Raw genomic sequence first — 25,104 nt, forward strand, 5'->3', positions numbered from 1 at the left:
GCGTATTTGAAAGCTTTTGACCTTTCACGCCGTCAACGGCTATGCCATTGTTCCGCAAACCTGATCTTCAAAAACAACAACAACAGCCCCGTCAAATCACATGAGCCAATCCGAAACGCCAGAAGAACGTTTTCCCGACGTGCTTTTTTACAATGCCTCACTCACGGAGGTGCAGGAAAACGTCAAAATAGGACCCGGTACACGTGTCGGTTCCATGACCATAATTCACAAGAATGCAAGCATTGGTTCTGGAACTACTATCGGGTCGCATTGCAATATTTGCGAATGTGTCATTGGCGATAACGTCTCCATTCAGACCGGCTGCCATATTACACGCGGGGTTACTGTTGAAGATGACGTCTTCATCGGCCCGCAAGTCGTCACGCTCAACGACAAGCTGAAAGGCGGACCGATGGTCTATCCTTATATCGAGCGCGGAGCGAAGATCGGTGGTGGCAGCCGAATTCTTCCGGGTGTTCGTGTCGGCGCAAACGCAGTTGTCGGTGCGGGCAGTGTTGTGACCAGAGACGTTCCTCCGGGTGCCCTCGTGGTTGGTAATCCGGCTCGTGTCAGATCTGACGGACAGGACAGGCAAGCTCAGAAATCCCCATGAAGGACCTGATCCTGAATCTTGCACCCACGGGAATGGTGCCGACCCGTGCCATGTCGTCGGCCGTGCCGCTGTCGCCGGACGAGATCATCGCCGACTGCCGCCTGTGTGCGGACCTTGGCGCGACGATCCTGCACATTCATGCAAGAGACGAGGATGGCCGGCCAACATTCCGGAAAGACATATACGGGCGGATCATTGCAGGTATCCGGGAAACGCACCCGGATGTGATCATCTGCGTGTCCCTCAGCGGTCGGAACTTCCCGGAGTTCGAACAACGTTCAGACCCCTTGCTGCTGACAGGGGACCTAAGGCCCGACATGGCCAGCCTCACGCTGTCCTCGCTGAATTTTGCCCGCACCGAAAGTATCAATGCACCGGACATGGTTGTCCGTCTTGCAAAGACCATGGGAGACCGCGGCATTCGTCCCGAGCTGGAGGTCTTTGATGCGGGCATGGTGAATTATGCCAGGTATCTTGCAGACCGCGGGATATTGAAGCCTCCCTTCTATTTCAACCTGCTGCTCGGAAATCTCAGCAGTGCACAGGTAACGCCCCTGCATCTGGCGGCGATCACGCAGGATCTGCCTCCAGAATCCGTCTGGTGTGCAGGCGGGATCGGCGAAAGCCAGCTTGCCGCCAACACGCTGGGGCTCTTGTTCGGAAACGGTGTGCGCACCGGTCTGGAGGATTTTCTGTGGCTTGACGCGGACAGAACGCAACCGGCTACGAACGAGAAACTGGTTAGCCGGGTAGGCGAGCTCTGTACGCTCCTTGGCAAGCGGTTTGCCTCTGCCTCCCAGGTTCGCGAAGCGCTTGGGATGACGCCTCATGCAGGCTGACCGTCGTCCGCTCCGGATCCTGATGACCAACAACACGCTGGATCAACCAGCCGGGTCGGAGCTTTATCTCAGGGATCTGGCGCTGTCCCTCATGCGGCGCGGGCACTTCCCGGTCGCCTACAGCCAGAGCCTTGGCCCGGTTGCCGACCGTCTCCGAGCGGCGACCATTCCTGTCGTTGACGACCTGCGGGACCTGTCCGCGGTGCCCGATGTGATCCACGGGCAGCATCATCTGGAAACGATGACGGCCGCGCTTCGTTTTCCGCAAGTGCCGGTCACCTATACCTGTCACGGCTGGATTCCCTGGCAGGAATGGCCACCGGTCTTCCCGAACATCCTGCACTATGTCGCGGTTGATGACCTGTGCCGGGAACGTCTTCTGACCAGTGCGGGCGTACCGGCTGACCAGATCTCGGTCCTGCATAATTTTGTCGATCTCGACCGCTTCAGAAAGGTGCGGGACCTTCCGGACAAGCCGAAGTCCGCACTTGTCTTCAGCAATTCTGCGGCTCAGGTCCCGAAGGCGATACGAGACGCCTGCACCCGCATGGGTATCGAACGCGTCGATATCGTTGGACAGAACTCCGGTCGGTCTGCCGTGCACCCGGAGACCATCCTGGCGGACTATGACGTTGTCTTTGCAAAGGCGCGCGCTGCAATCGAGGCAATGGCATCCGGATGCTCCGTTGTCGTCATGGATTACGGTCAACTTGGCGGACTTGTCAGCTCCTCCAATCTGCAAAGCATGCGCGGATTGAATTTCGGCATCCGAACCTTGCAAAACCAGCTTTTGCATCAGGACAAGATCGAGCGTGAACTGGAGCGTTACGACGCATCGGATGCGCGCGTGGTGACACAGTGGGTCAGGGCGAACGCCGGCCTGGAAGCAGCCGTGGATCGATGGCTGGAAATCTACTACAGGACCATTGAACGCTGGAGTGATGTTGGCGGTACGCTGCACGATGGCGAGAGACTGACCTCCGCATCGCGCTATGTCAGTCAGCTTGCACCGCGGGTGAAGGCAAAGGAACAGGCGGAACATTGCAAAAACCTGGCCGATGCAGACCTCAGGGCGGCGAAAGCTCAGTTGGAGCGGGATGCGGCAGTAGCTGCCAACAATGATGCGCGACACAAGGCGAGGATCGCTGAACTGGAACGAGAAGTGCCGGGCCTGAAGAGGGAACTGCAGGATCTGAAGAGGGAACTGGAAAGACACAGATTTCCAGGATTGGCTGTCCGGATGGCCTGGCAGGGGTTTGAGAAGCAAGTTCTCAAGCCGTGCCGCCGGCAGATCGCGTCCTTCAGGAAGCCGAAATCGTGACCCTGCATCTTGCCGAAATTGTCTCCGAGGAACCATTGCGCGTGCTGCTGGTTGGTCTTGGCAAGATGGGCCAGCTCCATCTGGAATGCCTGACCAAAATGCCCTGCGTTTCTCTTGTCGGTATCGTCGATGAAGACGAGGGCAAAGAGATTGCTGCAAACGGGATCCCCTTCGCGCGATCGGTCGATGGTCTCGCCAACGACTTTGCAGCTGCCGTTATTGCGGTCCCTGTCGAAAGGCATGCCGAGGCTGCCATTCCGTTGCTCGCGCGCGGCATCGATTGCCTTGTCGAAAAACCTTTGTCCCTGTGCCCGGGAGAGATAGAGACGATGATTGCCGCGGCTCGCGCCGGCGGCGCCAGGCTATCGGTCGCGCAGGTCGAACGTTTCAACCCGGCCATCGAAAGCACCATGGCCGCCTTGCGCAAGCGTTCAGGCAAGGTGCGCGTACAGCGGCTGTCCAGGATGCAAAGCGTCGCCGGCGGCCCGGACGTGATCGCCGACCTGATGGTGCATGATCTGGACTGGATCGTGAAACTCGAGGGAACAAGCGACTGCGAGATAACGGTGCTGGAGTGCCGCAGGACGGCAGGCTGCCTGGATTATGTCTGCTGCCGTCTCGGTTTTGGCGACAGATCCTATGAGCTGGCTGCGGTTCTTGGAGCCAGCGAACGGAAGCGCAGCCTTGATGTCTGGCTGGACGGAGATGAAACGCGCTGTTTCGACCTTCTTGCGTTGTCGCCAGACGGGCGGCCGGATCCGCTGACGCGGCAGGCCGAAGTTTTTGTCATGAGCAGAGCAGGTAACGCGGCTGAACTGGCGACAGCTGAAGAGGCGCTCGCTGTACTTCGACTGTCGGACGCAATCAGACGATGCACACTCGAGATCACAAGGCCACCGGGAGGTGCGGCGTGAAGGTGATTGTTCCCTTCGCCGATGTGGTTTCCGAATGGCAACCTGTCCGGGCCAAGGCTCTGGAAGGTATCGACAGGGTGTTCTCACATGGGCGTTTTGTCGGCGGTCCGGAAATTGCCGAGTTGGAACAACAACTTGCCGGGATAACTGGGGCAAGGTTTGCAGTCGCCTGTGCGTCGGGAACGACGGCCCTGCAAATGGCCATGATGGCTCTCGGTATTGGGCCGGGTGATGAAGTCATTGTTCCGGACTTTACCTTTGTCGCGCCGGCTGAAGGCGCTCTTGTGCTCGGTGCGGAGCCGGTTCTGGTAGACGTCCTGCACCCGTCCGGCCTGCTTGACCCGGATGAACTGGAAACAGCGATTTCCAGTCGCACAAAGGCCATCGTCGCGGTCTCGCTTTTTGGACTGCCTGCCAACTTCGAAGCCATCAATTCGATTGCCGAAAGGCATGGAATCCCGGTGATCGAAGACGCTGCCCAGAGCCTGGGGGCGGGGTTGGAAGACAGGCGGAGCGGCAATCTGGCGGGGCTCGGATGCACCAGTTTTTTTCCGACGAAGGTGCTCGGCGGGGCAGGGGACGGCGGAGCGGTCTTCACCAATGATGAGGCGCTTGCCTGCGTGCTTCGCGAGATCCGTGACCATGGACAAGGCGGCAAGTACCATCACCTGCGGCTGGGGATGAACGGCAGGATGAGTTCGATCGCCGCCGCTGCCCTGCTTGCACGGCTCGACCGGTTCACTAAGGCGTTGGATCGCCGCCGCAATATCGGTGCGCTATACGACAGGCTCCTCGAACCACTCCGGGAGACTGGTCGTTTGGATTATGTCCGCAGTCCGGACATGGCAGGCAGTGCCCGTTCGCAATATGCCGTCGTTCTGGAGGATCGCGAAGCGCTTTCCAGAGGTTTGCGCGAGGTAGGCATAGAAACGGCAGTTCATTATCCCGCTCCGCTGCACGACCAGCCGGTTCTGCAGCATTGCCGCCGGTCCGGTCGCCTCGAAACTGCGTCCATGCTGGCAAAAAGGATCCTGTGTCTGCCCATACATCCGGGATTGGCGGACGAGCAGGTGAACCTCACCGTGGAACGACTTGGCGCACTCGTCCAAGCCTGAACTCCCCACTCGTTCCCGAGGCTGATGTTGGTCAGGCCCCGGTAAAGTCCAGAAACCGGCGGCTGAACAATGGCCTTGCCTCGTGCCGTGCGATGAGAAGATCGCGCCAGTTGGCGGGATAATCGTCCACGGCCAGCATGTCTGTCGTTTCGTGGTCGATGCCGGTGGCAACTTCGAGCAAGGCGTCCAGATCGCTGAGATCGGGTTTTGGCAGCGTATTGCTGCGGCACGCCTGCCACATTTCAGCATAAAGACCTTCCAGTTTCGAAACCAGAAGCGGCGTGTCGAAGAGGAGGCAGTCGTCCCGGCTTTCGGTCAGGCGTTGACGAAGATCCCGCAGCGCTTGGCGGTCCTTGCCGAGGTCTGCTGCGCGTTTCACGTAATCCTCCGGCGTCGGACAGACGAGCTCCTGAAGACCGGCGGCGCTGACCAGGCTCGCACAGACCCGTGCGGCGAAACATTTTCCGGCAATCGTGAGGACCGGCACGCCCATCCAGAGGGCATCGGAGGCGGTGGTATGGGCGCCATAGGGGGTGGTGTCGAGGAAGAGGTCGGCAAGCGGATAACGTGCCAGATGGTCTGCGTTGGCCATCTTCCCGGCAAAAACCAGCCTGTCCGGAGCAATGCCTGCCGCTTCGGCACAAGCCTTGAGACGCTGGTCGGTTTCCGTGCCGCCGGTCAGCAGCCAGAGAACGCTTCCCGGTACCTTCTTCAGGATGGCGAACCAGCGGTCCAGGCAGAACCGCGTGATCTTGTGGCTGCCGTTGAAGCAGCAGAACACCGTGCCGTCTTCGGGCAGTCCGAAATCGGAGCGTTGCCAGATGCGCTCGGAAACGACGCGCTTGCGGTTGTTCGGCTGGTAGCAGGGCAGGCGCAGAACCTCTTCGGAGTAATAGATCTCGTGGTCCTGCGGAATAATGATGTCGTCGGCGACGATATAGTGATGGAACGGACTGGCCGTCGTGCCTGGAAAACCGAGCCAATTGACGATGACCGGAGCCGGACACAGTGCGACCAGCCGCGTGCGGCCTTCCCGGGTATAGCCGTTTACGTCGATCAGGATCTGGATGCCGTCTTCGGCGATCAACCGCGCGGCAGCTTCGTCGTCGATGCCGGAAATGGTGCGCCAGTTGTCGGTGGTTTCCCGGAAATTCCGGCTGAGCGGATCATCCGCTGCCGGGCCGCAATCATAGGCGAAGACCTCGACCTTGGACCGCTCATGCAGGCCGAACACTTCCGCCATCAGGTGGCCGACGGCGTGTTCGCGAAGATCGGACGACAGGTAACCGATCCGCAGCGGGCCGTCGTGCTCCATGGCCTTTGGCCATGTCTTCATGGGGGCGGAGGGCGTTCCGACGTCCTGGCGGCTGTAGTCGGCGCAAAGGCCAAGCTGAAACAGCGGGTCGTCGCTGAGGGCCGCGGCCGAAAGGGGCGACATGGCCCGCACCTGCTGTGAAGGCGTTACCCGTTCCAGCGGCTGCACCACCGGCCACTCGCACTGGCGCTGCCGAAGGGCAATGAAATGCTGCGCGACTTCCCGTTGGTGCGGGTCGAGTTCCAGGCTCTGGCGCAGCATGCTTTCGGCTAGAATGTCCTGGTTGGCGGCTTCCAGCGTGCGGGCAATCTGGTTGAGGGCCGTCAGCCGAACGGAGAGCGAAGCCGGCGTCACCGCAAGGGTCTGTTCCAGCACTGTGTTCCACTGGCCAACGGCCGCGCCAATATCCCCCTGCTGTTCCAGAACGCGGCCGAGGTTGATATGGGCCGCATGAAAGCTCGGATTGAGGTTCAGCGCCCGCTCCAGTGTCTCGCGCGCAGCCGCCAGCTTGCCGGTTTCGGAAAACAGCACAGACTGGTTGAAAAGCACTGCATACAGCAGTGGGTCATCCGGGTTCTGTGCCACCCAGGTGCCATAAAGAACTTCCGCGGCTCCAAAGGAGCCGTTGCCTTTCAGGGCCTCGGCCGCACCGATGAGTTCGACGATCGACAGGCTGGTTTCATTTGCCATTCGTGGCGGTCCTGGGTGTGTCTGGTGAGTCGGAATGATGGCGCAAGGATCAGGAGACCGCTACAGCCATGGCGGCGATTTGCTCAGGTGTCATGGTCGCGATCTGTGTCTCTGTGAAGTGTCCGATCTGGTCGGCGTCGAGCGCTTCGATCGACTGCGGGCCAAGGGCAGCGATCGCCTGCGCGCTGAGCGAACGGATCTGGGTTCCGGTGAGGCCGGACAGCTGGGCGTAGGACATGGCTCCGATGCGCTCCGGTGCCAGGGCACCAAGCTGCGTGACCGTCAGCGCTCCGACCTGGCGCGAAGTCAGTGCTCCGAACTGGGTAGAGGACAGGATCGAGATTTCACTGCTGGTCAGGTTGGAAACCTGGTTTGCACTGAGGGAGGCAATCTGGGATGGGGTCAAAGCCGTGAATTGCGCGTTTGACAGGGCCCGCAACTGTACACGCACGAGGCCGGCAAGTTGTGACGCGCTCATTTCGGCGATTTCATCCGGAGAAAGACCGGCCAGTGCGCTGGTGGAAATGGATCCGACCTGCGCAGCGCTCAGGCCGCTGATCTGGGTCAGGGTCAGCGCTTCTATCTGGTTTTCCGAAAGTCCCGCAATCGTCGACGGCAAAAGGGCACCGATCATGGTCGAGGTGAAGGCGGTGAACTGGTCTGCAGACAAGGCGCCAATCTGGGTTGCCGTCAGGCCGGAAACCGCCTCTCTGGCAAGTGCGAGAAGTTGTGTTGTCGCCAGACCGCCGATCTGGTCCGCGCTCAGACCGGAGATCGCCGACGCCGACAGATATTCCATCTGCGAGGTGGTGAGCGAGCTCAGTTGTGACAGCGTCAGGCCGGCAATGGCGGTGGCGGTCAGGGCTTCCAGTCCGGTCGAACCGAGGGCGCCAAGCTGTTCTGGGCTGAACTGCGAGAGCTGCGCTGCCGTCAGTCCCTTGATGCCGCTGGCCGAAAGGGCCGTGATCTGCGCGGGCTTGAGCGCGGCCAACTGGTCGGAGGTCAGGGACGCGATCTGCGCCCCGGTCAGGCCCTCGGCTGCGGCTGGCGTCAAAAGGCCGATGCGTGCGCTGGAAAGGGAGGCGATCTGGCCGGTGCTCAGTCCGCTGATCGCAGTGGCCGACAGGGCGCCGAATTGAGGATCTGTGAAGGTGGCAAGCGTCGTTGGCGAAAGCCCGGCAAGCGCTGCTCCGGACAATCCCTCGATCTGGCTGGTCGTCAGAGCTGTGAGTTGGTCTTCCGAGAGTGCACTGATTTGTGCCGCACTCAGACCGGAAACGGCATTTTGGGACAGGGCCGAAACCTGTCCTGTTGTCAGCGCGGCCAGTTGAGGTGCGGACAGGGCGCCGGCTGCCGAGCTGGAAAGGCCACCCATCTCGATCAGCGACAATTGAGAGACCCGCAGTGGCGTCAGTGTGCCGATCTGCGTTGCCGTCAAGGCTGCAGCCTGGGTGGCGGTCATGCTCGCCCATTGTCCGCCGGAGAAAGCTGCAAGGCTCGTTGCATCGAGTGCGGCAATCGTTGTTGTCGAAAGCCCGGCAACATGCTTTCCGCTGAACATGGCGAGCTGGCCGGCTGACAACCAGGAGAACTGATCGGCCCCCAGACCGGACAGGCCGGAAGGTGTCAGCGCCGCAACCTGACGTGTGCCAAGCGCTCCGATCTGATCCTGCGTGAGAGCACCGACTTGCGCTGCCGACAACCCCGCAATCTGTGTCGTTGCCAGTCCGGCTATCGTTGCGCTTTCAAGGGACGCGATCTGCGCTGGTTTGAGAGCCGCAAGCTGACCGGCGGTCAATGCGGAAAACTGCTCCCCGGACAATCTGGAAAGCACGGCAGTCCCGCTTCCTGCCAGGGCGCCGGGGGCAAGCGCGGCGACCTGATCCGGATCGAACCGGGAGATCTGTTCCGGTGAAAAGCTAGAGAGGACCGAGGACGAAAGTCCGCCGATACCGGCAGTCGACATTGCAGCGATCTGATTGCCGGTGAGGGCGGCGGCCTGGTCAGTCGACAGGGCACCTGTCTGCCTTGCCGTGAGGGCCTTTACCTGATGCGTGCTGAGGCTGGCGATCGTGCCCGGCGCCAGGCTTGAAATGACGCTCGTGGAGAGCCCCGTTATCTGCTCGGAAGTCAGCGACAGCAGTTTGCCCGGGCCAAGCTGGTCCGCCTGGGTCGGGGTCAGACCGGCAAGGGCCTTCGAAGACAGGCCGGAGATCTGCTTGTCGGTAAGAGCACCCAGTTGCTCGGCACTCATGGCGCCGAGACCTTCGGCGGAAAGCCGCTGCATCTGCGTTTTCGACAGGCTCTCGATCTGCGTGGTCGATAACGCACCGACCTGATCGCCGTTCAAAAGGCCGATGGTGATTGCGGCGAGGCTGGATATCTGGCTGGTCGAGAGCGCGGAAACTGCTGCCGGGGCAAGGCCTTTCCAGGCTGCGGCTGAAAGCGCGTTCAGTTGTGTTGTCGACAGGGAGGCGGTCGTCGCCGGGCTCAGGCCTGCAGCAGCGTCTCCGGAAATGGCGCTGACCTGGGTGGTGGTCAGCCCGGCAATCTGGCTGGTCGTGAAAGCGCCGATCTGATCAGCCGACAGCGATCCGATCTGAGTTCTCGTGAGCGCGCTGATCTGTGATGTGGAGAGGGAAGTGGTCTGTGTCGTGGTTAGTCCGGTCAGCGCCGCGGTGCTCAGACTGCTGATCTGCGACCGTGACAGCGCCGCGATCTGCTCACTCGAAAAGGCTTCAAGGGCTTCATCACCCAGGCCCGCACTTTGTGTGGTGCTCAGGGCTGCAAGCTGTTCGTTGGTGAGGGCGGCTGCCTGAGTGGCCTTGAGCGCGCCGATCGTTCCGGCGCTGAGACTTTTCACCTGTGTTACCGACAGGGCGGATATCTGGCCGGTGCTGAAAGACTGGATCTGCGTGGTGGCGAGACCCGCCATCGCCGTGCCGGTCAAGGCGGCCAGCTGGGCATCGCTCAAGGTTGCAATTGCGGTTCGTGTCAGACCCTTGATCCCGGTGGCCGAAAGGGCTGCGGTTTGGGTGGTGGTCAGTGCTTCCACCTGTGCCGTTGTCAGGCGGGTCACCTGCGCCGCGTTGAGACTGGCGATCTGGGCTGCTGTCAGCGCGGCGATCTGATCCGGCACCAGGGCTTCGAACTGGGTTGCGTTCAAGGCCTTCAACTGAATCCCTGTCAGGCCGTTCAACTGGGCTGTTGTCAGGCCCGACACGTCAGAGGCGGAAAGACCTGCAAGACCCGTTGCAGACAACGCGCCGATCTGCTTGTCGCTCAGTGCCAGGATCTGCTCGGGCGATAGCGCATCGACCTGTTCGTCGGTCAGGCCTTTCATCTGTGTCGTTGTCAGGGAGCCGAGTTGTGTCGTCGTCAGGGTGGCGATGGTCTCTTCACGCAAGCCTCCGATTGCGGCTGCCGTCAGTTCTCCAAACTGCACGTTCGACAGAGAGCCGAGTTTGGTCGCCGTCACCGCCGCCATCTGCGTCTGGGTCAGGGCACGCAATTGCACGGAGCTGAACTGGGCCAGCTGGTCCGCGGACAATGCGGCGATCTGGGTTGCGCCGAGAGATGCGGTCTGGGTGGCTGTCAGTCCGGCAATCTGGGTTTTCTCAAGCCCCGCAATAACGTCGCTGTTCAGGCCGACAAGCCCGGACGTCGACAGCGAGCCGATCTGTTTGGCAGACAGCGCGGCCGCCTGGGTCGAAGACAGCACTTCGGTCTGGGTGCTGTCGAGGGCGCCTAGTGCGGCAGGTGCAAGGCTTGCCACCTGTGTTGTCGACAGGGAGGCCATCTGGTCCCGGGTCAGGCCCTTGGCCTGATTGGCGACAAGGGATGTGATCTGCGTTGTCGTGAAGGCATCGAATTGCGCCGTGCTCAACTGGCCGACGGCGGTGCTGGAAAGAGCTGAAACCTGTGTGTTGCTCAGCGCGGCAATCTGGTCCGGTGTCAGAGCGGCGATCTGGCCGGAGCCGAGGGACGAAATGCCGGCTGCCGAAAGGGCGTTCAGGCGCTCGCCCTGCAGGGCGGAAACCTGAGCATCCGTCAGGCCGGCGGTGTTGCCGGCAAGGGCTGCAATCTGGGTGGTGGACAATGCCTGGAACTGATCGGACGACAGCGATGAAACCGCCGATGCGGTCAGGCTTTTCACCTGTGCGCCGGTGAGAGCCGCCACTTGCGTTATCGACAGCGCTGCAAGCTGGTCCGTTCCAAGGGCGGCGATTGCCTGGCCCGAGAGACCGGCAATCTGGGTCGGGGCAAGCTGGCTGAGCTGGCTCGTCGAGAAGAACCCGATCTGGGAGCCGGTCAGGCCCGACAGGGCAGTGGCAGTCAGGCTTTCCAGCCTGTCTGGCGTCAGGGCCGCGATATGGCTTTCACTCAAACCGCGGATCTGCGCCGGGGCGAGATCGGCAAGTTGCGTGTTGCCGAGCGCCGCAAACTGCTCGGCACTCAGGCTTGCGAAGGCGGTTTCGGTCAGGCTCCGCAACTGGCTGGTCGACAGGTTCGACAGGAAGCTGCCCGACAGCGCTTCCATCTGCTCCGGTCCGAGAGCGGCAATCGTGGTGGTGGAAAAGCCCTTGATGGCGGTGCTGTTGAAGGCGGCGATCTGGTCGCTGCCGAGCTGGCGAATTGTCGTGCCATTCAGGGCTAGCGCCTGAGCATAGCCCATCGAGCCGATCTGCTCGGTGCTGAAAGTTCGGAGCTGTCCGGAGGAAAAGGCCCGCATCTGGGGAGCGGTCAGCGAGCGGACCTGCAGCGAGCCAAGTGCACCGATCTGGGTTTCATCCAGTGCGGCGATCATCGTGGTGCCGATGCCGCGCACCTGGTTGACGCTCAAGGCGCCGATCTGGTCGGTCGACAGGGCGTCGAACTGGGTCTCGTTGAACCCCGCGATCACGAAACTGGACAGGGCGCTCAGGCGTGTGCCGGTAAGAAGCGCGATCTGGGTTTCCTTCAGTGCCTTGCCCTGGGTCGCGGTGATTGCGTTCAGCTGGGTCTCTGTCAGCGCCTTGAACTGGTCTTCGGAAAACAGCGACAGGTCGCCGGCGGTCAGTCCCTGGAATTGTGTCGTGGTCAGACTGGCGATGCGGGTTTCGCTGAGGCCGGAAATGACCTCGTTGTTGAGCGAGGTGATCTGCGTTGCCGAGAAAGACGCGAACTGGTCTGCAGTCAGTGCGGCGACCTGCTGAGCCCCGAGGGCAGCCACCGCCGTCCGGGTCAATTGGCCGATCTGTGAGAAGTTCAGCGCGCCGAGCTGGGTCTCGTTCAGGTAGCGCGTCTGGGTCTGGGTAAGACCCTGGATTTGGGCCTTGCTGAAATTTGCAATCTGGGGAGCCGTCAGCGCGCCGATCTGCGTGGTCGTCATGGCGCCGATGGAGGTCCCGGAAAAAAACCTGATCTGCCCGGGGCTGAAGGTCTGGATCTGGTCCTCGGAGAAGGACTGGACCTGCCTGGTCGACAGCACGGAGACCTGCTGGGCCGTGAGCCCGGCAAGCTGGGAGGACGTCAGCGCGGAAATTGCCGGCAGTGTCAGCCCTTTCACCTGGGTGGTCGACAGCGTGCCGATATGGGTGGCGGTCAGGGCGCTGAACTGGGTCGTTGTCAGTGCGGCGATGCTCTGGCTGCTGAGGGCCCGGAACTGGGTGCTGGCGAGCGACAGCAGCGTGTCGACGCTGATCGCCTTCACCTGCGGCATCGTCAGGCTGCCCATGTGGGTGGTCGTCAGCTGGCCGGATTGTTCCGCCGTCATTGCCGCAACCTGGTCCACGGTCAGATTGCGGAATTGCGACACGCTCAGCATGCCAAGCTGGGTGCTGGCCATACCGGAAAACTGTTCAAGGCTCAGGCCCGCCACTCTCGCGGGTGAAAGAGCCTTCACCTGCAGGCTGGTCAGTGCGGAAATATCGTCAGAGCCGAAATGCGAAAACTGGCTGTCGGAAAACCCGGCAAGGACGGATGTCGCAAAGCTCTTGACCTGACCGGGCGAAAACGCCTCGATCTGTGTTCCGGAAAGCTCCTGGATCTGGGTGGCCGAAAGGGCGGCGATCTGGGGTGCCGTCAGTGCCTGCAACTCGCTCGCGGAGAAGGCGGCAAGGTCCTCTGCCGTCAGTTGCCGGATCTGGGTGGTGGTCAGCGCACGGATATGGTCCGCGTCGTCCGAGCTGACTTCCTGGTAGGTGATCGCGTCGTAACTGGCGAGCGTCTGGGGCGAGGTGAGGGTGCTGGTTCCAGATCCCGTCGTCGTTTGTCCGGAAGTTGTATCGGAAGATGGCTCGTCCGTGGCCGGAGACACCGACGTGCTTGCAGGTGAGACGTAGAAGGTTGCCGCGCTGGGCGTGGCGTTGATTGTCGTCACTTAAGGAGGTTCCAGAAAGCCCCATAGCGGGCCGAAGGCTGCTCAGCAACTTCCGTGCCAGTGGCTGTTTTGGCGAAAAACGCTGATTTCTCCTGTTGAATGGATGCTGACTGTTGGTCGCTTTGGACAAAGCCTGCCGCTTTCGCCAGGCAAAATTCGCCCGGTGCTGGTGGTGCGCTGGGCAGGAAATGCCATGGCGCGGCCATGCCATGGGCCGGCATTGGCGGAGGGGGCTCCGAGCAAACGCAGCTTGATGGAGAAGCTGTCTGGCGGAATTGGCCGAGAGTTTTTGATCCGCAGCAGCTTTGTGATGCTGCCGGGCGTCTTTGGCACGGCGCGTGCTAGGCGCGATTTAACGGCCGAGCGGGTAGGCGGCCGGGCTTTCGCAGCTACCCTGGAACACACCACATCATGTCCCTTCCCATACTGATCACCGGAAGTGCCGGCCTTATCGGGTCCGCCCTTGTGGACACGCTGACGGCGCTGGGCCGTCCCGTCCGCACGTTTGATATTGCCGAGGCTGGGCAGGACAGCCGCAACGGCACTGCTGTTGAAGACGCGGTGCGGGGCTGCGGCGGCGTTATTCACCTTGCAGCGGTGTCCCGGGTGCTTTGGGGCGAGCATAATCCCGTGCTGTGCCGGGACGTGAATGTCGGGGGAACCCGCAACGTCCTTGCAGCTGCTGCAAGTAGCGGGAGCCGTCCCTGGGTTCTCTTCGGCAGCAGCCGGGAAGCGTATGGGCCGGTAACGCGGTTTCCGGCAGATGAAGACACTGCGCGCTGCCCGATGAATGTCTACGGACGGTCGAAGCTGGCAGGCGAAAAGCTGGTGGAGGCGGCCCAGGAGGTCGGTGTCAAGGCCGTGATCCTGCGGTTCTCGAACGTCTATGGCCGGATTTCCGATCATGCGGACCGCGTTGTACCCGCCTTCGCAAGAGCCGCCGCCGAAGGGCGGAGATTGCAGGTCGAGGGCCGCAATCATGTCTTCGACTTCAATTATCTGGATGATGTCGTTGACGGTATCCTGAAGATGGTCACTTTCATCGAGGCGGAACGGAAGGCGCCGCCACCTGTGCAATTCGTCTCCGGTGTCGGCACCAGCCTGACCGAACTTGCCGAAGCCAGCGTACGGCTTGCCGGAACGGCCGCCGAAATCCACCATGTCGGGCCGCGCAGCTTCGACGTCAACGGCTTCGTCGGGTCGGGGGAAAGAGCACGGCAATTGCTTGGCTGGCAAACGAAGACAAGCATAGAGGAAGGGCTTGCGCACATGGTCCGGGCCTTTGCGGATGCAAATGGCGAGGCTCCGCTTGCAGAGCCTGCATGTGCCTACAGTGCAGGTGCTACTGACCCCGGTCTGTCCGCTGTTTGATTGCCTTTCCTTGAGCTGGTGCCGGTTGAAACGACCGGCCTGGCTTGCCCTGTTGCCATGAATCGGATTAGCTGCAGGAAAGCGTGGCCAATGGCGCCGTCTTGCTTCTGCAAGGCTTGCCCGCGATTTGCAATTGCCTGATATCCTTGGGGAAATTTCTTCCGTCAATCGCCGTAAAGCGGATTTTTGATTGACGTATGTCAGAATGCTGCGCGACATTGTCTCCCTGTCGATCAGCGGGTGTCCGGTCGGTCCCGCGGGAGCGCCCGGACGCAGATCGGCGTTGAAGTGGTGGATCATCTTGTCTGTGTTCACGAGAACGCGGGATGGTCCGGGAGACGTGATGGTCAAGCCTACCGTACACGATATCGCCCGGGAGGCCGGGGTCAGCCTGTCGACCGTCGACCGGGTCTTGAACGGGCGTGCGGATGTGCGCCCGAAGAACGCGGAGCGGGTGAAGGAAGCTGTCCGCAAGCTCGGCTATGTGCGCGATACCAATGCGGCCAATCTTGCCAGGCAGCGCCAGTACAAATTCGTTTTCGTTCTTCCCGAAGGGCCCAATCATTTCGTCGAAACGCTGGTGGCCGCGGTCGAAGAAGCGTCCGGTGCGCAGGTGGCGGACCGGACCGACGTCAGCGTCCTGTTGGTCGACGCCGCCGACCCGCACGCGGTTGTCGACAGGCTGAAGACCCTGGACCTGTCCGAACTGGACGGCGTTGCCATGATGGTTCCGGAAACACCGCAGGTGCGCGATGCCATTGCGCATATCAAGAGTGCAGGTGTTTACGTCGTCGCGCTGGTGTCTGACCTGCCGAACTCGAAGTGCCACTATTTCGCAGGTGTCGACAATTTCTCCGCCGGCAAGACCGCAGGGGCGCTGTTGGGCAAGTTTTTGCGCAACGAGACCGGCAGCATCCTGGTGGTGACCAATTCCATGGTGGCGCGCGACAGCATCGAGCGGCGCTTCGGTCTGGACGAAGTGCTGTCGCGGGACTTTCCGCAACTGAAAACCCTGCCGACGATCGAATTCTACGACGATCCGGACCGGATCCATGAAACCCTTGACCACGCGCTCAAGGCACACCCGGAGCTGAAGGCGGTTTATTCCATGGGGTCGGGCAATGCGGCCATGCTGGATGCATTGCGTGAGCATGGCGTTGCCGGACGGTTTGTGGTGATCGCTCACGATCTGACGCCCGTAACGCGGCAGGCTCTTGCCGATGGCGAACTTGATGCTGTCATCGCCCAGAATGTCGGGCATCTCGTGCGCAGTGCCCTGCGGGTCTTGCGGGCCAAATGCGACGGCACGGACATCTATGAGGCGCAGGAAAAGATCCGGATCGAGATCATCATGCGCGAAAACCTCTATTGAGGCTGGCCGTTCCGGCCAAGAGTTCTGTCCCTTAAAAATAAGCAATATCAATATCATGCCCTGTGTTGTCGGCATGGTTCAGGTCTGATTGATCTCGAAAAGAAAGACGTATGTCAGTTTTTTGATTGACGTGACATACGTATGTCAGATAGCGTGAGCCTGCACTTGGAGGAGTGCTGCGGTCCGGCATGCGCCGGCGCGCGACCATTCGGGAGGACTTCACCCATGAAAACTGCGAAACTTCTCGCGGCAACCGCCATTGTTGCGGTTAGCGGACTATCTGTTTCCAATGCGCAGGCCGATGAGCTGACGCTGTGCTGGGCGGCCTGGGATCCGGCCAACGCGCTGGTCGAGCTGTCGAAGGAATTTGAAGCCGAGTACGGCCACACCATGAATTTCGAATTCGTGCCCTGGCCGAACTTCGCCGACCGCATGCTGAACGAGCTGAACTCCGGCGGCAAACTGTGCGATCTGCTGATCGGCGACAGCCAGTGGATCGGCGGCGGTGCGGAAAACGGCCATTACGTCAAGCTGAACGACTTCTTCGAGAAGGAAGGTATCAGCATGGACGATTTCGCTCCGGCGACCGTCTATGCCTATTCCACCTGGCCCAAGGGCGAGCCGAACTACTATGCGCTGCCGGCCATGGGCGATGCCAACGGCTGGTTCTATCGCAAGGACTGGTTCGAAATGCCGGAAATTCAGGCTGCCTTCAAGGAGAAGCACGGCCGCGACCTGGCTCCGCCCAAGACGCAAGCTGAGCTTCTGGAAGTCGCACAGTTCTTCCAGGGACGCGAGATCGACGGTCAGACCCGGTACGGCGCGTCCATCTTCACCGAGCGCGGCTCGGAAGGCATCACCATGGGCGCGACCAGTGCGCTTTATCCGTTCGGCTTCAAATACGAGATGACACCGGGCAAATACGACATGGAAGGTGCGGTCAACTCGCCCGAGGCCGTGGCGGGACTGGAGTTCTACAAGGAACTCTACAAGACCGGCACGCCACCGGGCTACACCGATAGCTACATGGAACAGTCCCTCGATGCCTTCAAGTCGGGGCAGGTGGCCATGGCCATGAACTGGTTCGCCTTCTTCCCCGGCCTTTATGCCGACCCGGATGTGGGCGGGGACAAGATCGGCTTCTTCGTCAATCCCGGCCAGAACCGGGAAGCCTCGACGCTCGGCGGGCAGGGCATCTCCGTGGTGGCCTATTCCGACAGGCAGGATGCGGCGCTTGAGTACATCAAGTGGTTCGCACAGCCGAGCGTTCAGAAGAAGTGGTGGGATCTCGGCGGCTATTCCTGCCATGTGAGCGTTCTCAGTGACCCGAGCTTCCCGGACAGTGCGCCGTTCGCGTCCGACTTCCTTCTGGCCATGGATAACGTGATGGATTTCTGGCAGGAGCCGGCTTACGCCGAACTGCTGCTGGCGATGCAAAAACGCCTTCATGACTATGTGGTTGCCGACCAGGGCACCGCGCAGGAAGCGCTCGACAAGCTGATCGCCGACTGGACCGAAACCTTCGAGGACGAAGGCAAGCTCTGACGGCTCCAGGCGAACCCTGACAATGCCAATGCGCTTGTCAGGGTTTGACCTGCCCTTGTCTCAGCGGGTGGCCGGTATTCTGTCGGCCAAATCCTGATCCTGCCTCTGCGGACGGCCCGCCTTCTGGCGGGCTGTCTCACCCTGAAAGACCGACCGGCCCGGCCCGTGCTTTCCGGAACCGTTTCTCAAGAAGAGCGTCTCATGTCCGACACCCCGATAGACCGAGTAGCCAAGGCAACGCCGCCCACCGTTGCCGCGAAAATCCGAGGGCTTTCCGACCGTACGATTGCCTGGCTTTTTGTCGCTCCGACAATTTTCCTGCTGCTTGCGGTCAATATCTTCCCGCTGATCTGGACGATCAATCTCAGTTTCACGAATTTCCGGGCCAATCGGCCCAACCGCGATGTCGAATACATCGGCCTGCGCAATTACGAGCGCATCCTGACTGATGGCGACATCTGGCTGACCATGCAGGCGACCGCGCATTTTCTGTTCTGGACCATCGTCCTGCAGGTGCTGATCGGTTTCACCCTGGCCTGGCTGATCAACCGGAAATTCAGGGGCAACGATCTGTGGACCACCCTGATCGTGCTGCCGATGATGTTGTCGCCGGCCGTTGTCGGTAACTTCTGGACCTTTCTCTACCAGCCGCAGATCGGTCTCTTCAATTACGGTGTGTCCTTCTTCACCGGGGTCGATCCGGCATCCTTCCAGATGATCGGCGACGTGGCGCTCGCGCCCTGGGCCATCGTGATCGTCGATACCTGGATGTGGACCCCCTTCGTGATGCTCATCTGTCTGGCAGGCCTCCGATCGATACCGGACTATATCTACGAGGCCGCGGAAATCGATCGGGCCAGCAAGTGGCGCCAGTTCTGGACGATCACTGTGCCCATGGTGCTGCCCTTCCTCATGCTGGCAGTCCTGTTCCGCGGCATCGAGAACTTCAAGATGTTCGATCTTGTGGTGCAGCTCACGGGCGGTGGCCCCGGCTCCGTGACTGAGCTCACCTCCATCAACCTGAAGCGTGAAGCCTTCGAGAAGTGGCGCACCGGCTATGCCTCCGCCTACGCGATCGTCCTGTTCGTGACTGTCTTCGGCCTCGCCTCGATCTATGTCAAAGCCCTGAACAAGGTGAAGGAAAGATGAGCAGCTATTCCATCACAGAACCGTCTTCGCGGCAGAAGTGGGTGGCCGGGTCGCTGGTCATCGCCTACGCGGTCATCACCCTGCTGCCGCTGGTCTGGATCCTGACAACAGGGTTCAAGTCTCCGGTCGATGCCATCGCCTATCCACCGAAGGTGCTCTTCGAGCCGTCGCTGGAAGGCTACGTCAACCTCTTCACCACCCGCACCCGCGTGTCGCCGGAACAGCTTCAGGCGCTGCCGCCGCCCGCTACCTGGTACGAGGAAATCGTGCGCAACCGCGACATGGTGATCGCGGGCCCCTCCCGCTACGGCGAAAGGTTTCTGAATTCGGTCATCATCGGCTTCGGCTCCACCTTCCTGTCGGTGTTCCTCGGAACACTCGCCGCCTATGCCTTTTCAAGGTTCAAGGTGCCGCTGAAGGACGATCTGCTGTTCTTCATCCTGTCGACAAGAATGATGCCACCTATCGCGGTCGCGATCCCGATCTTCCTGATGTTCCGCACCCTTGGTCTGTCGGATACGCACCTGGGCATGATCCTTCTCTATACGGCTGTCAATATCTCGCTTGCGGTCTGGCTGCTGAAGGGCTTCATCGACGAGATCCCGCGAGAATACGAGGAAGCGGCGCTGATCGACGGCTACACCCGCTTCCAGGCATTCTACAAGGTGGTGTTGCCGCAGGCGGCAACGGGCATCGCCTCGACGGCCATCTTCTGCCTGATCTTCTCGTGGAACGAATATGCCTTCGCGGTGCTGCTGACCTCCGGCACGGCACAGACGGCTCCCCCCTTCATTCCGACCATCATCGGCGTCGGCGGCCAGGACTGGCCGGCGGTCGCGGCAGGGGCAACCCTGTTCCTGGTGCCGGTCATGGTCTTCACCATCCTGCTTCGCAAACATCTCCTGCGCGGCATCACCTTCGGAGCGGTTCGCAAATGATCAGCGATTTCATGAGCGGCCTCGTCCGCCTGCGCCGCGGGTCCTGGGAAATGCTCGCATCCCTTCTGATCGCCATTGGGGTGATCATGCTGATGCAGCCGGTCTTCCTGTGGGCCTACACCTATTCCTTCATCGTCACGCTGACCGGAACAGTCATGTTCATCATCGTCAGCCACTTTCCGGAGTGACTGTCTTGGCAGAGATTGTAATCAGAAACCTTCGGAAGGAATTCGGCGACTTCACCGCCGTGCAGTCGTCTTCCTTCAAGATCGAGGACGGTGAGTTCTTCATGCTGCTCGGCCCGTCCGGCTGCGGCAAGACCACCACCTTGCGCATGATCGCCGGGCTGGAACTGCCGACGTCGGGCGAGATCTATATCGACGGCGAGGAGGTCGGCCAACGGCCGGCAAGCCAGCGCGATATCGCCTTCGTCTTCCAGATGTTCGCCCTCTACCCGCACATGAATGTGCGCAAGAACATCTCCTATCCGCTGGTCAGCCAGGGCATGCCAAAACATCAGGTTGCCGAGAAAGTTGCGGAAGTTGCCCGCATTCTCGGCATCGAGAACATCCTCGACCGGCCCGTGGGTGGGCTTTCCGGCGGCGACCGTCAGCGTGTCGCTCTCGGCCGGGCCATCGTCCGGGATCCGAAAGCCTTCATGATGGACGAGCCGCTCGGTGCGCTCGATGCGGAGTTCCGCGAGCATATGGCCGAGGAGCTGCGGGCCCTGCATGACCGCATGGGCGCCACCACTGTCTATGTCACCCACGATCAGCTGGAAGCCATGCAGATGGGCGACAAGATCGTCGTCATGAACCACGGCGTCATCGAGCAGTTCGGCACGCCGCAGGATATCTACGACAAGCCGGCAACCATGTTCGTTGCCGACTTCATCGGCTCGCCGCCGATGAACTTCCTGCGCTTTCACGGCGAGGTCCATGCGGGCGCGTCCAAGGTGATGATGCATCACGAGGAACTGGACGTGCCGCGGCTGATGGAACCCTTTGAAGGCGACATGGTCTTCGGCATCCGTCCGGAGCACATCACGCTCAACGACAGCGGATCCTACCGGGGCGAGGTTCTGGCAGCCGAATATCTCGGCACCACTCAGATCGTCACGTTGAAGACAGCCTCCGGTGAGCTGAAGGCCCGCATTCCCTCAGACCAGCCTGTTCGCGCCGGCGAATTTGTCGGCCTCGAATTCAACGGATCAACGGTGACGCTGTTCGACAATCAGTCGGGGCGGGCGCTGCGGTCGGAACTGAACGAGGGAGTGCTTGCTCATGGCTGAAGTCAGGCTGTCAGGCCTCACCAAGCGTTTCGGCGATACGCTCGCTGTCGATGAGGTGAGCATGAACATCCCCAACGGCGCTTTCGTGACGTTGCTGGGGCCGACGGGGGCCGGAAAGACCACCATCCTGCGTCTGATCGCGGGACTGGAACAGCCGGACGCGGGCGACGTCGTCATCGCGGGGCGATCGGTGGTTGGCGACACGCCGGCGCAGCGAAACGTCGCCATGGTGTTCCAACAGTATTCGCTCTATCCGCACATGAGCGTGCGGGAGAACCTGGCGTTTCCGCTTCGCTCGCCCTTGCTCAAGACGCCTGCGGACGAGATCGACCGCAAGGTTGCCGAAGTGGCTGAAGTCTTGCGCATTTCGCACAAGCTTGCCAACAAGGCGACCAACCTTTCCGGCGGCGAAATGCAGCGGGTGTCCATCGGCCGGGCACTGGTGCGCGATCCGTCCATCTATCTGATGGATGAACCGCTTTCCTCGCTTGATGCCAAGCTGCGTTCGGACCTGCGCATCGAGTTGAAGCGCATTCAGGAAAGCCTGGGGGCAACGTTGCTTTACGTGACCCATGACCAGATCGAGGCCATGACCATGGCAACGCACGTCGGTGTTCTCGATCATGGCCGCCTGGTGCAATTCGGATCGCCGCGCGAGATCTACGAGAACCCGGTCAATCTCTATGTCGCCGGGCGTCTCGGCCAGCCACGCATCAACGTGCTGCCGGCCGATCTTTTCGCCGGTGCGCCGAGCGGCGCCAAGACCATCGGTCTGCGCCCGGAGCATATCGCGCAAGGCGAGGGCAAGGTATCGGAAGTTCGCCGGGTCGAACATCTGGGTGATCAGACCCGGCTGCATCTATCTCTGGATGGACATTCCGTCGTAACGCTGTCAGACAGCCACACCGCCCTGGAACCGGGCGACACTCTCGCCATTCAACCAAGAAATCCGCTTTTCTTCGACGCCAGCGGCGCTCGCATTTCCTGAGGAGACGGGACATGAAGCAATTCATCAATACCAAGGAAACGCTCGTCACCGAAGCGATTGACGGCATGCTGCGCACAGCCGGCGGGCGGCTCGCCCGTCTCGACGGCTATCCGCATATCAAGGTGGTGGTGCGCACCGACTGGGACAAATCCAAGGTGGCGCTTGTCTCCGGCGGCGGCTCTGGTCATGAGCCGAGCCATGCAGGTTTCGTTGGCCAGGGCATGCTCACGGCGGCCGTCTGCGGCGAGGTGTTTGCATCTCCCTCTGTGGATGCGGTGCTGGCGGGCATTCTGGCCGTTACAGGCAAGGCCGGCTGCCTGCTGATCGTCAAGAACTACACCGGCGACCGGCTGAACTTCGGTCTTGCGGCCGAGCGGGCCCGCTCCTTCGGACTGAAGGTCAACATGGTGATTGTCGATGACGACGTTGCCCTGCCGGACCTGCCGCAGGCGCGCGGTGTCGCCGGTACGCTGTTCGTGCACAAGATCGCCGGAGCGCTTGCCGATCAGGGCGCGGATCTGGAGACCATTACCGATGCAGCGAAGAAAACCATCGGCGGTGCAATCTCGATCGGCATGTCGCTGGACACCTGCACGGTGCCGGGGTCGCCCAAGGAAGACCGGATTGCTCATGGCAAGGCAGAACTCGGACTTGGCATTCACGGCGAGGCGGGGATCGAGCAGGTTGATTATTCGAATGCCCGCGCCGCCATGGCCATGGTGGTGGACCGGCTTGCACCGAACCTCGCACCCGGACCTCATGTGGCGATCGTGAACAACCTGGGCAGCACGACACCTCTTGAAATGTCGGTGCTTCTGGAAGAACTCACGGCCTCGCGCATCGGCAGCCAGATCCGCTGGGTCATCGGCCCCGCGGCGATGATGACCTCGCTCGACATGCATGGGTTCTCCGTGTCGCTGCTGCCCGTCGGCAAGACGGAAGAAGCCCTGCTGCAGGCGCCGGTCGCACCCTGGGCGTGGCCCGGCTGTCTTGCGCTTGGCGCTGTGTCGGTGCTGCCGCTGCCGGACGGTCTGACGCCGATCCAGCCGCTGCCGTCCAAGAACCCGGAGACGCGTAAGTTCATCGAGCGGTGTTGCGACATCCTGATCGCGGCCGAGGACGATCTCAATGCGCTTGATGCCAAGTCGGGCGACGGCGATACCGGCAGCACGCTTGCCACCGCCGCCCGGGCGCTGGTGAAGGCGCTCGACCGGTTGCCGCTGGCGGATCTCACCCAGCTTTATCGCGCCATCGGTCTGGAACTCAGCCAGACGATGGGCGGGTCTTCCGGTGTCCTGCTGGCGATCTTCTTTGCCGCTGCCGGCGATGCGTCCTCCAGCGGCCGTGGGGCCATTGGAGCGTTGAAGGCCGGTCTTGACCGGATCATGCAGGTGGGCGGCGCCCAGCCGGGTGACCGCACCATGATCGACGCCCTTCTGCCGGCGCTCAACGCTCTGGAAAACGGCGTCGAGGCGGCAGCCGCCGAAGCCCGTCAGGGCGCAGACGCCACGTCGCGGATCACGCGGGCGCGCGCGGGCAGGGCATCCTATGTCTCGGAGGCGAGCCTCTCCGGTCACAACGATCCGGGCGCGGAGGCCGTCGCCCGGCTGTTCGAGCAACTGACCCTCTCACCGGCCCTTACCTCCAAGTCCGCGTAGGCCGGCACCTGACCGGCAGGCCGGGCTTCGAGCTCACGGCCTGCCGGTGCTTTCCCTGATTTTCCATTCTATTCAACCGACCCCTGGTCGAGTGTTCGCGCCAATGGTGTTCCGTCGTACGGATAGCCCGCAAGGCCCGGGACGTTGCGACCTCCGGCATGCTTTCCACAAATTCCCGTTGGCTTGATGTTACTGCCTTGATGCCCTTGCGTTAGGTAAGGTGCCTGTCGTCATGCCGGCTGGCGGGTCTTCCTTTGCAGGAAGTGGCAGGGTTGATGATAAAGACGTTTTCTGTCCATTCTTCTCACGGAAACCCTTGCCTTCGGGATTGATCCATCACAAACTCCGGCAAATTTTACGGGATCTTGTGATGCTTTTGCGGCTGACCAGAATGTATAACTTTCCGATTGGTCGCCTGCATGCAAAGCTCAAGGCGAAGGGAGTGAACCAGGTCGCCAAATAGAGCTTGAAAAAAGTTATGTAATATAACTATTATAGATCATCATCTGATCGGAGGGAGGAATCCGGTCAGGTTTTGAAGTTGATCGAACAGGGAGGAAACCATGATCAACTTGCATAAGCAGTTTGCCAAACTGGCTGTGGCTGCGACTGTCTCCGCAATCGCACTTGGCGGGAGCATGTCGTCCACACTTGCGCAGGAAGTCACGCTGCGCCTGCACCAGTTTCTGCCGGCTCAGGCCAATGTACCCAAGAACGTTCTCGACCCCTGGGCCGACAAGATCGAAGCGGAATCCGGTGGGCGCATCAAGATCGAGCGTTATCCGGCCATGCAGCTGGGCGGCAAGCCGCCGGAGCTGATCGATCAGGTGGTCGATGGTGTCGTTGATATCGTCTGGACCGTTGCCGGTTACACCCCGGGCCGCTTCCCGCGCGCAGAAGTGTTCGAGCTTCCGTTCACGATGACGGATGCGGAGACCATGTCCCGCGCCTACTGGAAGCTTGCCGAAGAAACGATGATGGATGAGGACTTCGCGCGCTTCAAGCCGCTGGCCCTCTGGGTTCATGGTCCCGGTGTCATCCACTCCAGCAAGCCGATCGTCGCACTGTCTGACCTGAACGGCGTCAAGCTGCGTGCACCGACCCGTGTCACCAACAAGCTGTTCTCCAATCTGGGTGCAACGCCGATCGGCATGCCGGTTCCGGCCATTCCGGAAGCGCTCAGCAAAGGTGTTGTCGATGCGACGGTTATTCCGTGGGAAGTCGTCGGCGCGCTGAAGGTGAACGAGCTGGTCAAGAACCACACCGAGTTTCCGGGCAAGGCGCTCTACACCACGTCCTTCATCTTCGGGATGAACAAGGACAAGTACGACAGCCTGCCGGACGACCTGAAGGCCATCATCGACGCAAACTCCGGTGAGGAATTCTCTGCCTTCGCCGGCAAGCAGATGCAGGCCGATGATGCCGGCCCGCGGGCCGCAGCCGTGGAGATGGGCAACAACATCATCACGCTGACAGACGAGCAGGCTGCCGAGTGGGAAGCCGCCGCTCAGGGCACCATCGACGAGTGGTACGCCGAAATGGATGCCAAGGGCATCGACGGCAAGGCGCTGCAGGCCCGTGCCGAAGCGCTGATGGCCAACTGACCGTCATGAAGCAGCCCTCC

At 61.2% G+C, this 25,104-nt stretch carries 17 protein-coding genes; 15 read left to right on the forward strand and 2 right to left on the reverse strand.

Annotated features, from left to right (window positions below):
• Positions 1-214: 214 nt before the first annotated feature.
• The 5 genes from FIV05_RS12195 to FIV05_RS12215 are packed head-to-tail and all read left to right on the forward strand — an operon-like array spanning position 215 to position 4,802.
• A complete protein-coding gene (locus FIV05_RS12195; protein ID WP_205838374.1) occupies positions 215-613 on the forward strand; it encodes an acyltransferase in 399 nt (132 codons plus the stop codon).
• Positions 610-1,452: a 3-keto-5-aminohexanoate cleavage protein gene (locus FIV05_RS12200; protein WP_152509723.1), complete on the forward strand. Its 843-nt coding sequence runs from the start codon at positions 610-612 to the stop codon at positions 1,450-1,452. Before FIV05_RS12195 ends, FIV05_RS12200 begins: the two co-directional genes overlap by 4 nt.
• A complete protein-coding gene (locus FIV05_RS12205) occupies positions 1,442-2,773 on the forward strand; it encodes a glycosyltransferase (RefSeq protein WP_152509724.1) in 1,332 nt (443 codons plus the stop codon). Before FIV05_RS12200 ends, FIV05_RS12205 begins: the two co-directional genes overlap by 11 nt.
• Positions 2,770-3,687 carry a Gfo/Idh/MocA family oxidoreductase gene (locus FIV05_RS12210; protein ID WP_152509725.1) on the forward strand — a complete coding sequence of 306 codons (918 nt, stop codon included), beginning with the start codon at positions 2,770-2,772 and terminating at the stop codon, positions 3,685-3,687. Before FIV05_RS12205 ends, FIV05_RS12210 begins: the two co-directional genes overlap by 4 nt.
• On the forward strand, positions 3,684-4,802 hold the full coding sequence (locus tag FIV05_RS12215; protein WP_209009959.1) for a DegT/DnrJ/EryC1/StrS family aminotransferase: 1,119 nt from the start codon (positions 3,684-3,686) through the stop codon (positions 4,800-4,802). The genes FIV05_RS12210 and FIV05_RS12215 overlap by 4 nt, the downstream gene beginning before the upstream one ends.
• 31 nt (positions 4,803-4,833) lie before the next feature.
• Here FIV05_RS12215 and FIV05_RS12220 read toward each other — a convergent pair whose 3' ends face one another.
• Both FIV05_RS12220 and FIV05_RS12225 read right to left on the reverse strand, forming a co-directional pair.
• The gene (locus FIV05_RS12220; RefSeq protein WP_152509727.1) at positions 4,834-6,807 is read right to left on the reverse strand and encodes a tetratricopeptide repeat protein; all 1,974 of its coding nucleotides are present in this window, start codon (positions 6,805-6,807) and stop codon (positions 4,834-4,836) included.
• A 49-nt stretch (positions 6,808-6,856) separates the two neighbouring features.
• Positions 6,857-13,168: a hypothetical protein gene (locus FIV05_RS12225; RefSeq protein ID WP_152509728.1), complete on the reverse strand. Its 6,312-nt coding sequence runs from the start codon at positions 13,166-13,168 to the stop codon at positions 6,857-6,859.
• 411 nt (positions 13,169-13,579) lie between these two features.
• On the opposite strand from FIV05_RS12225, the gene FIV05_RS12230 reads away from it, so the two are divergent.
• The 10 genes from FIV05_RS12230 to FIV05_RS12275 all read left to right on the forward strand — a co-directional run bounded on the left by FIV05_RS12230 (position 13,580) and on the right by FIV05_RS12275 (position 25,084).
• The gene (locus tag FIV05_RS12230) at positions 13,580-14,539 is read left to right on the forward strand and encodes an NAD-dependent epimerase/dehydratase family protein (protein ID WP_152509729.1); all 960 of its coding nucleotides are present in this window, start codon (positions 13,580-13,582) and stop codon (positions 14,537-14,539) included.
• A 190-nt stretch (positions 14,540-14,729) separates the two neighbouring features.
• Complete coding sequence (locus FIV05_RS12235) at positions 14,730-15,911, forward strand: LacI family DNA-binding transcriptional regulator (RefSeq protein ID WP_209009960.1); 1,182 nt, start codon at positions 14,730-14,732, stop codon at positions 15,909-15,911.
• 225 nt (positions 15,912-16,136) lie between these two features.
• Positions 16,137-17,456 carry an extracellular solute-binding protein gene (locus FIV05_RS12240; protein WP_152509730.1) on the forward strand — a complete coding sequence of 440 codons (1,320 nt, stop codon included), beginning with the start codon at positions 16,137-16,139 and terminating at the stop codon, positions 17,454-17,456.
• Positions 17,457-17,657: 201 nt separating this feature from the next.
• Positions 17,658-18,605: a sugar ABC transporter permease gene (locus FIV05_RS12245; protein ID WP_152509731.1), complete on the forward strand. Its 948-nt coding sequence runs from the start codon at positions 17,658-17,660 to the stop codon at positions 18,603-18,605.
• Positions 18,602-19,543 carry a carbohydrate ABC transporter permease gene (locus FIV05_RS12250; RefSeq protein ID WP_023003182.1) on the forward strand — a complete coding sequence of 314 codons (942 nt, stop codon included), beginning with the start codon at positions 18,602-18,604 and terminating at the stop codon, positions 19,541-19,543. Before FIV05_RS12245 ends, FIV05_RS12250 begins: the two co-directional genes overlap by 4 nt.
• A complete protein-coding gene (locus FIV05_RS12255; protein WP_035908047.1) occupies positions 19,543-19,731 on the forward strand; it encodes a hypothetical protein in 189 nt (62 codons plus the stop codon). The genes FIV05_RS12250 and FIV05_RS12255 overlap by 1 nt, the downstream gene beginning before the upstream one ends.
• A 5-nt stretch (positions 19,732-19,736) precedes the next feature.
• The gene (locus tag FIV05_RS12260) at positions 19,737-20,834 is read left to right on the forward strand and encodes an ABC transporter ATP-binding protein (RefSeq protein ID WP_152509732.1); all 1,098 of its coding nucleotides are present in this window, start codon (positions 19,737-19,739) and stop codon (positions 20,832-20,834) included.
• The gene (locus FIV05_RS12265; RefSeq protein ID WP_023003185.1) at positions 20,827-21,822 is read left to right on the forward strand and encodes an ABC transporter ATP-binding protein; all 996 of its coding nucleotides are present in this window, start codon (positions 20,827-20,829) and stop codon (positions 21,820-21,822) included. The genes FIV05_RS12260 and FIV05_RS12265 overlap by 8 nt, the downstream gene beginning before the upstream one ends.
• 11 nt (positions 21,823-21,833) lie before the next feature.
• A complete protein-coding gene (locus FIV05_RS12270) occupies positions 21,834-23,480 on the forward strand; it encodes a dihydroxyacetone kinase subunit DhaK (protein WP_152509733.1) in 1,647 nt (548 codons plus the stop codon).
• Between the two features lie 563 nt (positions 23,481-24,043).
• Complete coding sequence (locus tag FIV05_RS12275) at positions 24,044-25,084, forward strand: TRAP transporter substrate-binding protein (protein ID WP_023003188.1); 1,041 nt, start codon at positions 24,044-24,046, stop codon at positions 25,082-25,084.
• The last annotated feature ends 20 nt before the right edge of the window (positions 25,085-25,104 follow it).

This window comes from Labrenzia sp. THAF191a, assembly GCF_009363335.1.
Classification (GTDB): Bacteria; Pseudomonadota; Alphaproteobacteria; order Rhizobiales; family Stappiaceae; genus Roseibium; species Roseibium algicola.

What these genes read in the sequence shown, in the direction of transcription:
- FIV05_RS12240 (WP_152509730.1), top strand. Translation starts at nt 16,137, where the DNA reads ATGAAAACTGCGAAACTTCTCGCGGCAACCGCCATTGTTGCGGTTAGC.
- FIV05_RS12275 (WP_023003188.1), top strand. Translation starts at nt 24,044, where the DNA reads ATGATCAACTTGCATAAGCAGTTTGCCAAACTGGCTGTGGCTGCGACT.
- FIV05_RS12250 (WP_023003182.1), top strand. Translation starts at nt 18,602, where the DNA reads ATGAGCAGCTATTCCATCACAGAACCGTCTTCGCGGCAGAAGTGGGTG.
- FIV05_RS12195 (WP_205838374.1), top strand. Translation starts at nt 215, where the DNA reads ATGACCATAATTCACAAGAATGCAAGCATTGGTTCTGGAACTACTATC.
- FIV05_RS12220 (WP_152509727.1), bottom strand. Translation starts at nt 6,807, where the DNA reads ATGGCAAATGAAACCAGCCTGTCGATCGTCGAACTCATCGGTGCGGCC.
- FIV05_RS12230 (WP_152509729.1), top strand. Translation starts at nt 13,580, where the DNA reads ATGTCCCTTCCCATACTGATCACCGGAAGTGCCGGCCTTATCGGGTCC.
- FIV05_RS12205 (WP_152509724.1), top strand. Translation starts at nt 1,442, where the DNA reads ATGCAGGCTGACCGTCGTCCGCTCCGGATCCTGATGACCAACAACACG.
- FIV05_RS12245 (WP_152509731.1), top strand. Translation starts at nt 17,658, where the DNA reads ATGTCCGACACCCCGATAGACCGAGTAGCCAAGGCAACGCCGCCCACC.
- FIV05_RS12270 (WP_152509733.1), top strand. Translation starts at nt 21,834, where the DNA reads ATGAAGCAATTCATCAATACCAAGGAAACGCTCGTCACCGAAGCGATT.
- FIV05_RS12265 (WP_023003185.1), top strand. Translation starts at nt 20,827, where the DNA reads ATGGCTGAAGTCAGGCTGTCAGGCCTCACCAAGCGTTTCGGCGATACG.
- FIV05_RS12200 (WP_152509723.1), top strand. Translation starts at nt 610, where the DNA reads ATGAAGGACCTGATCCTGAATCTTGCACCCACGGGAATGGTGCCGACC.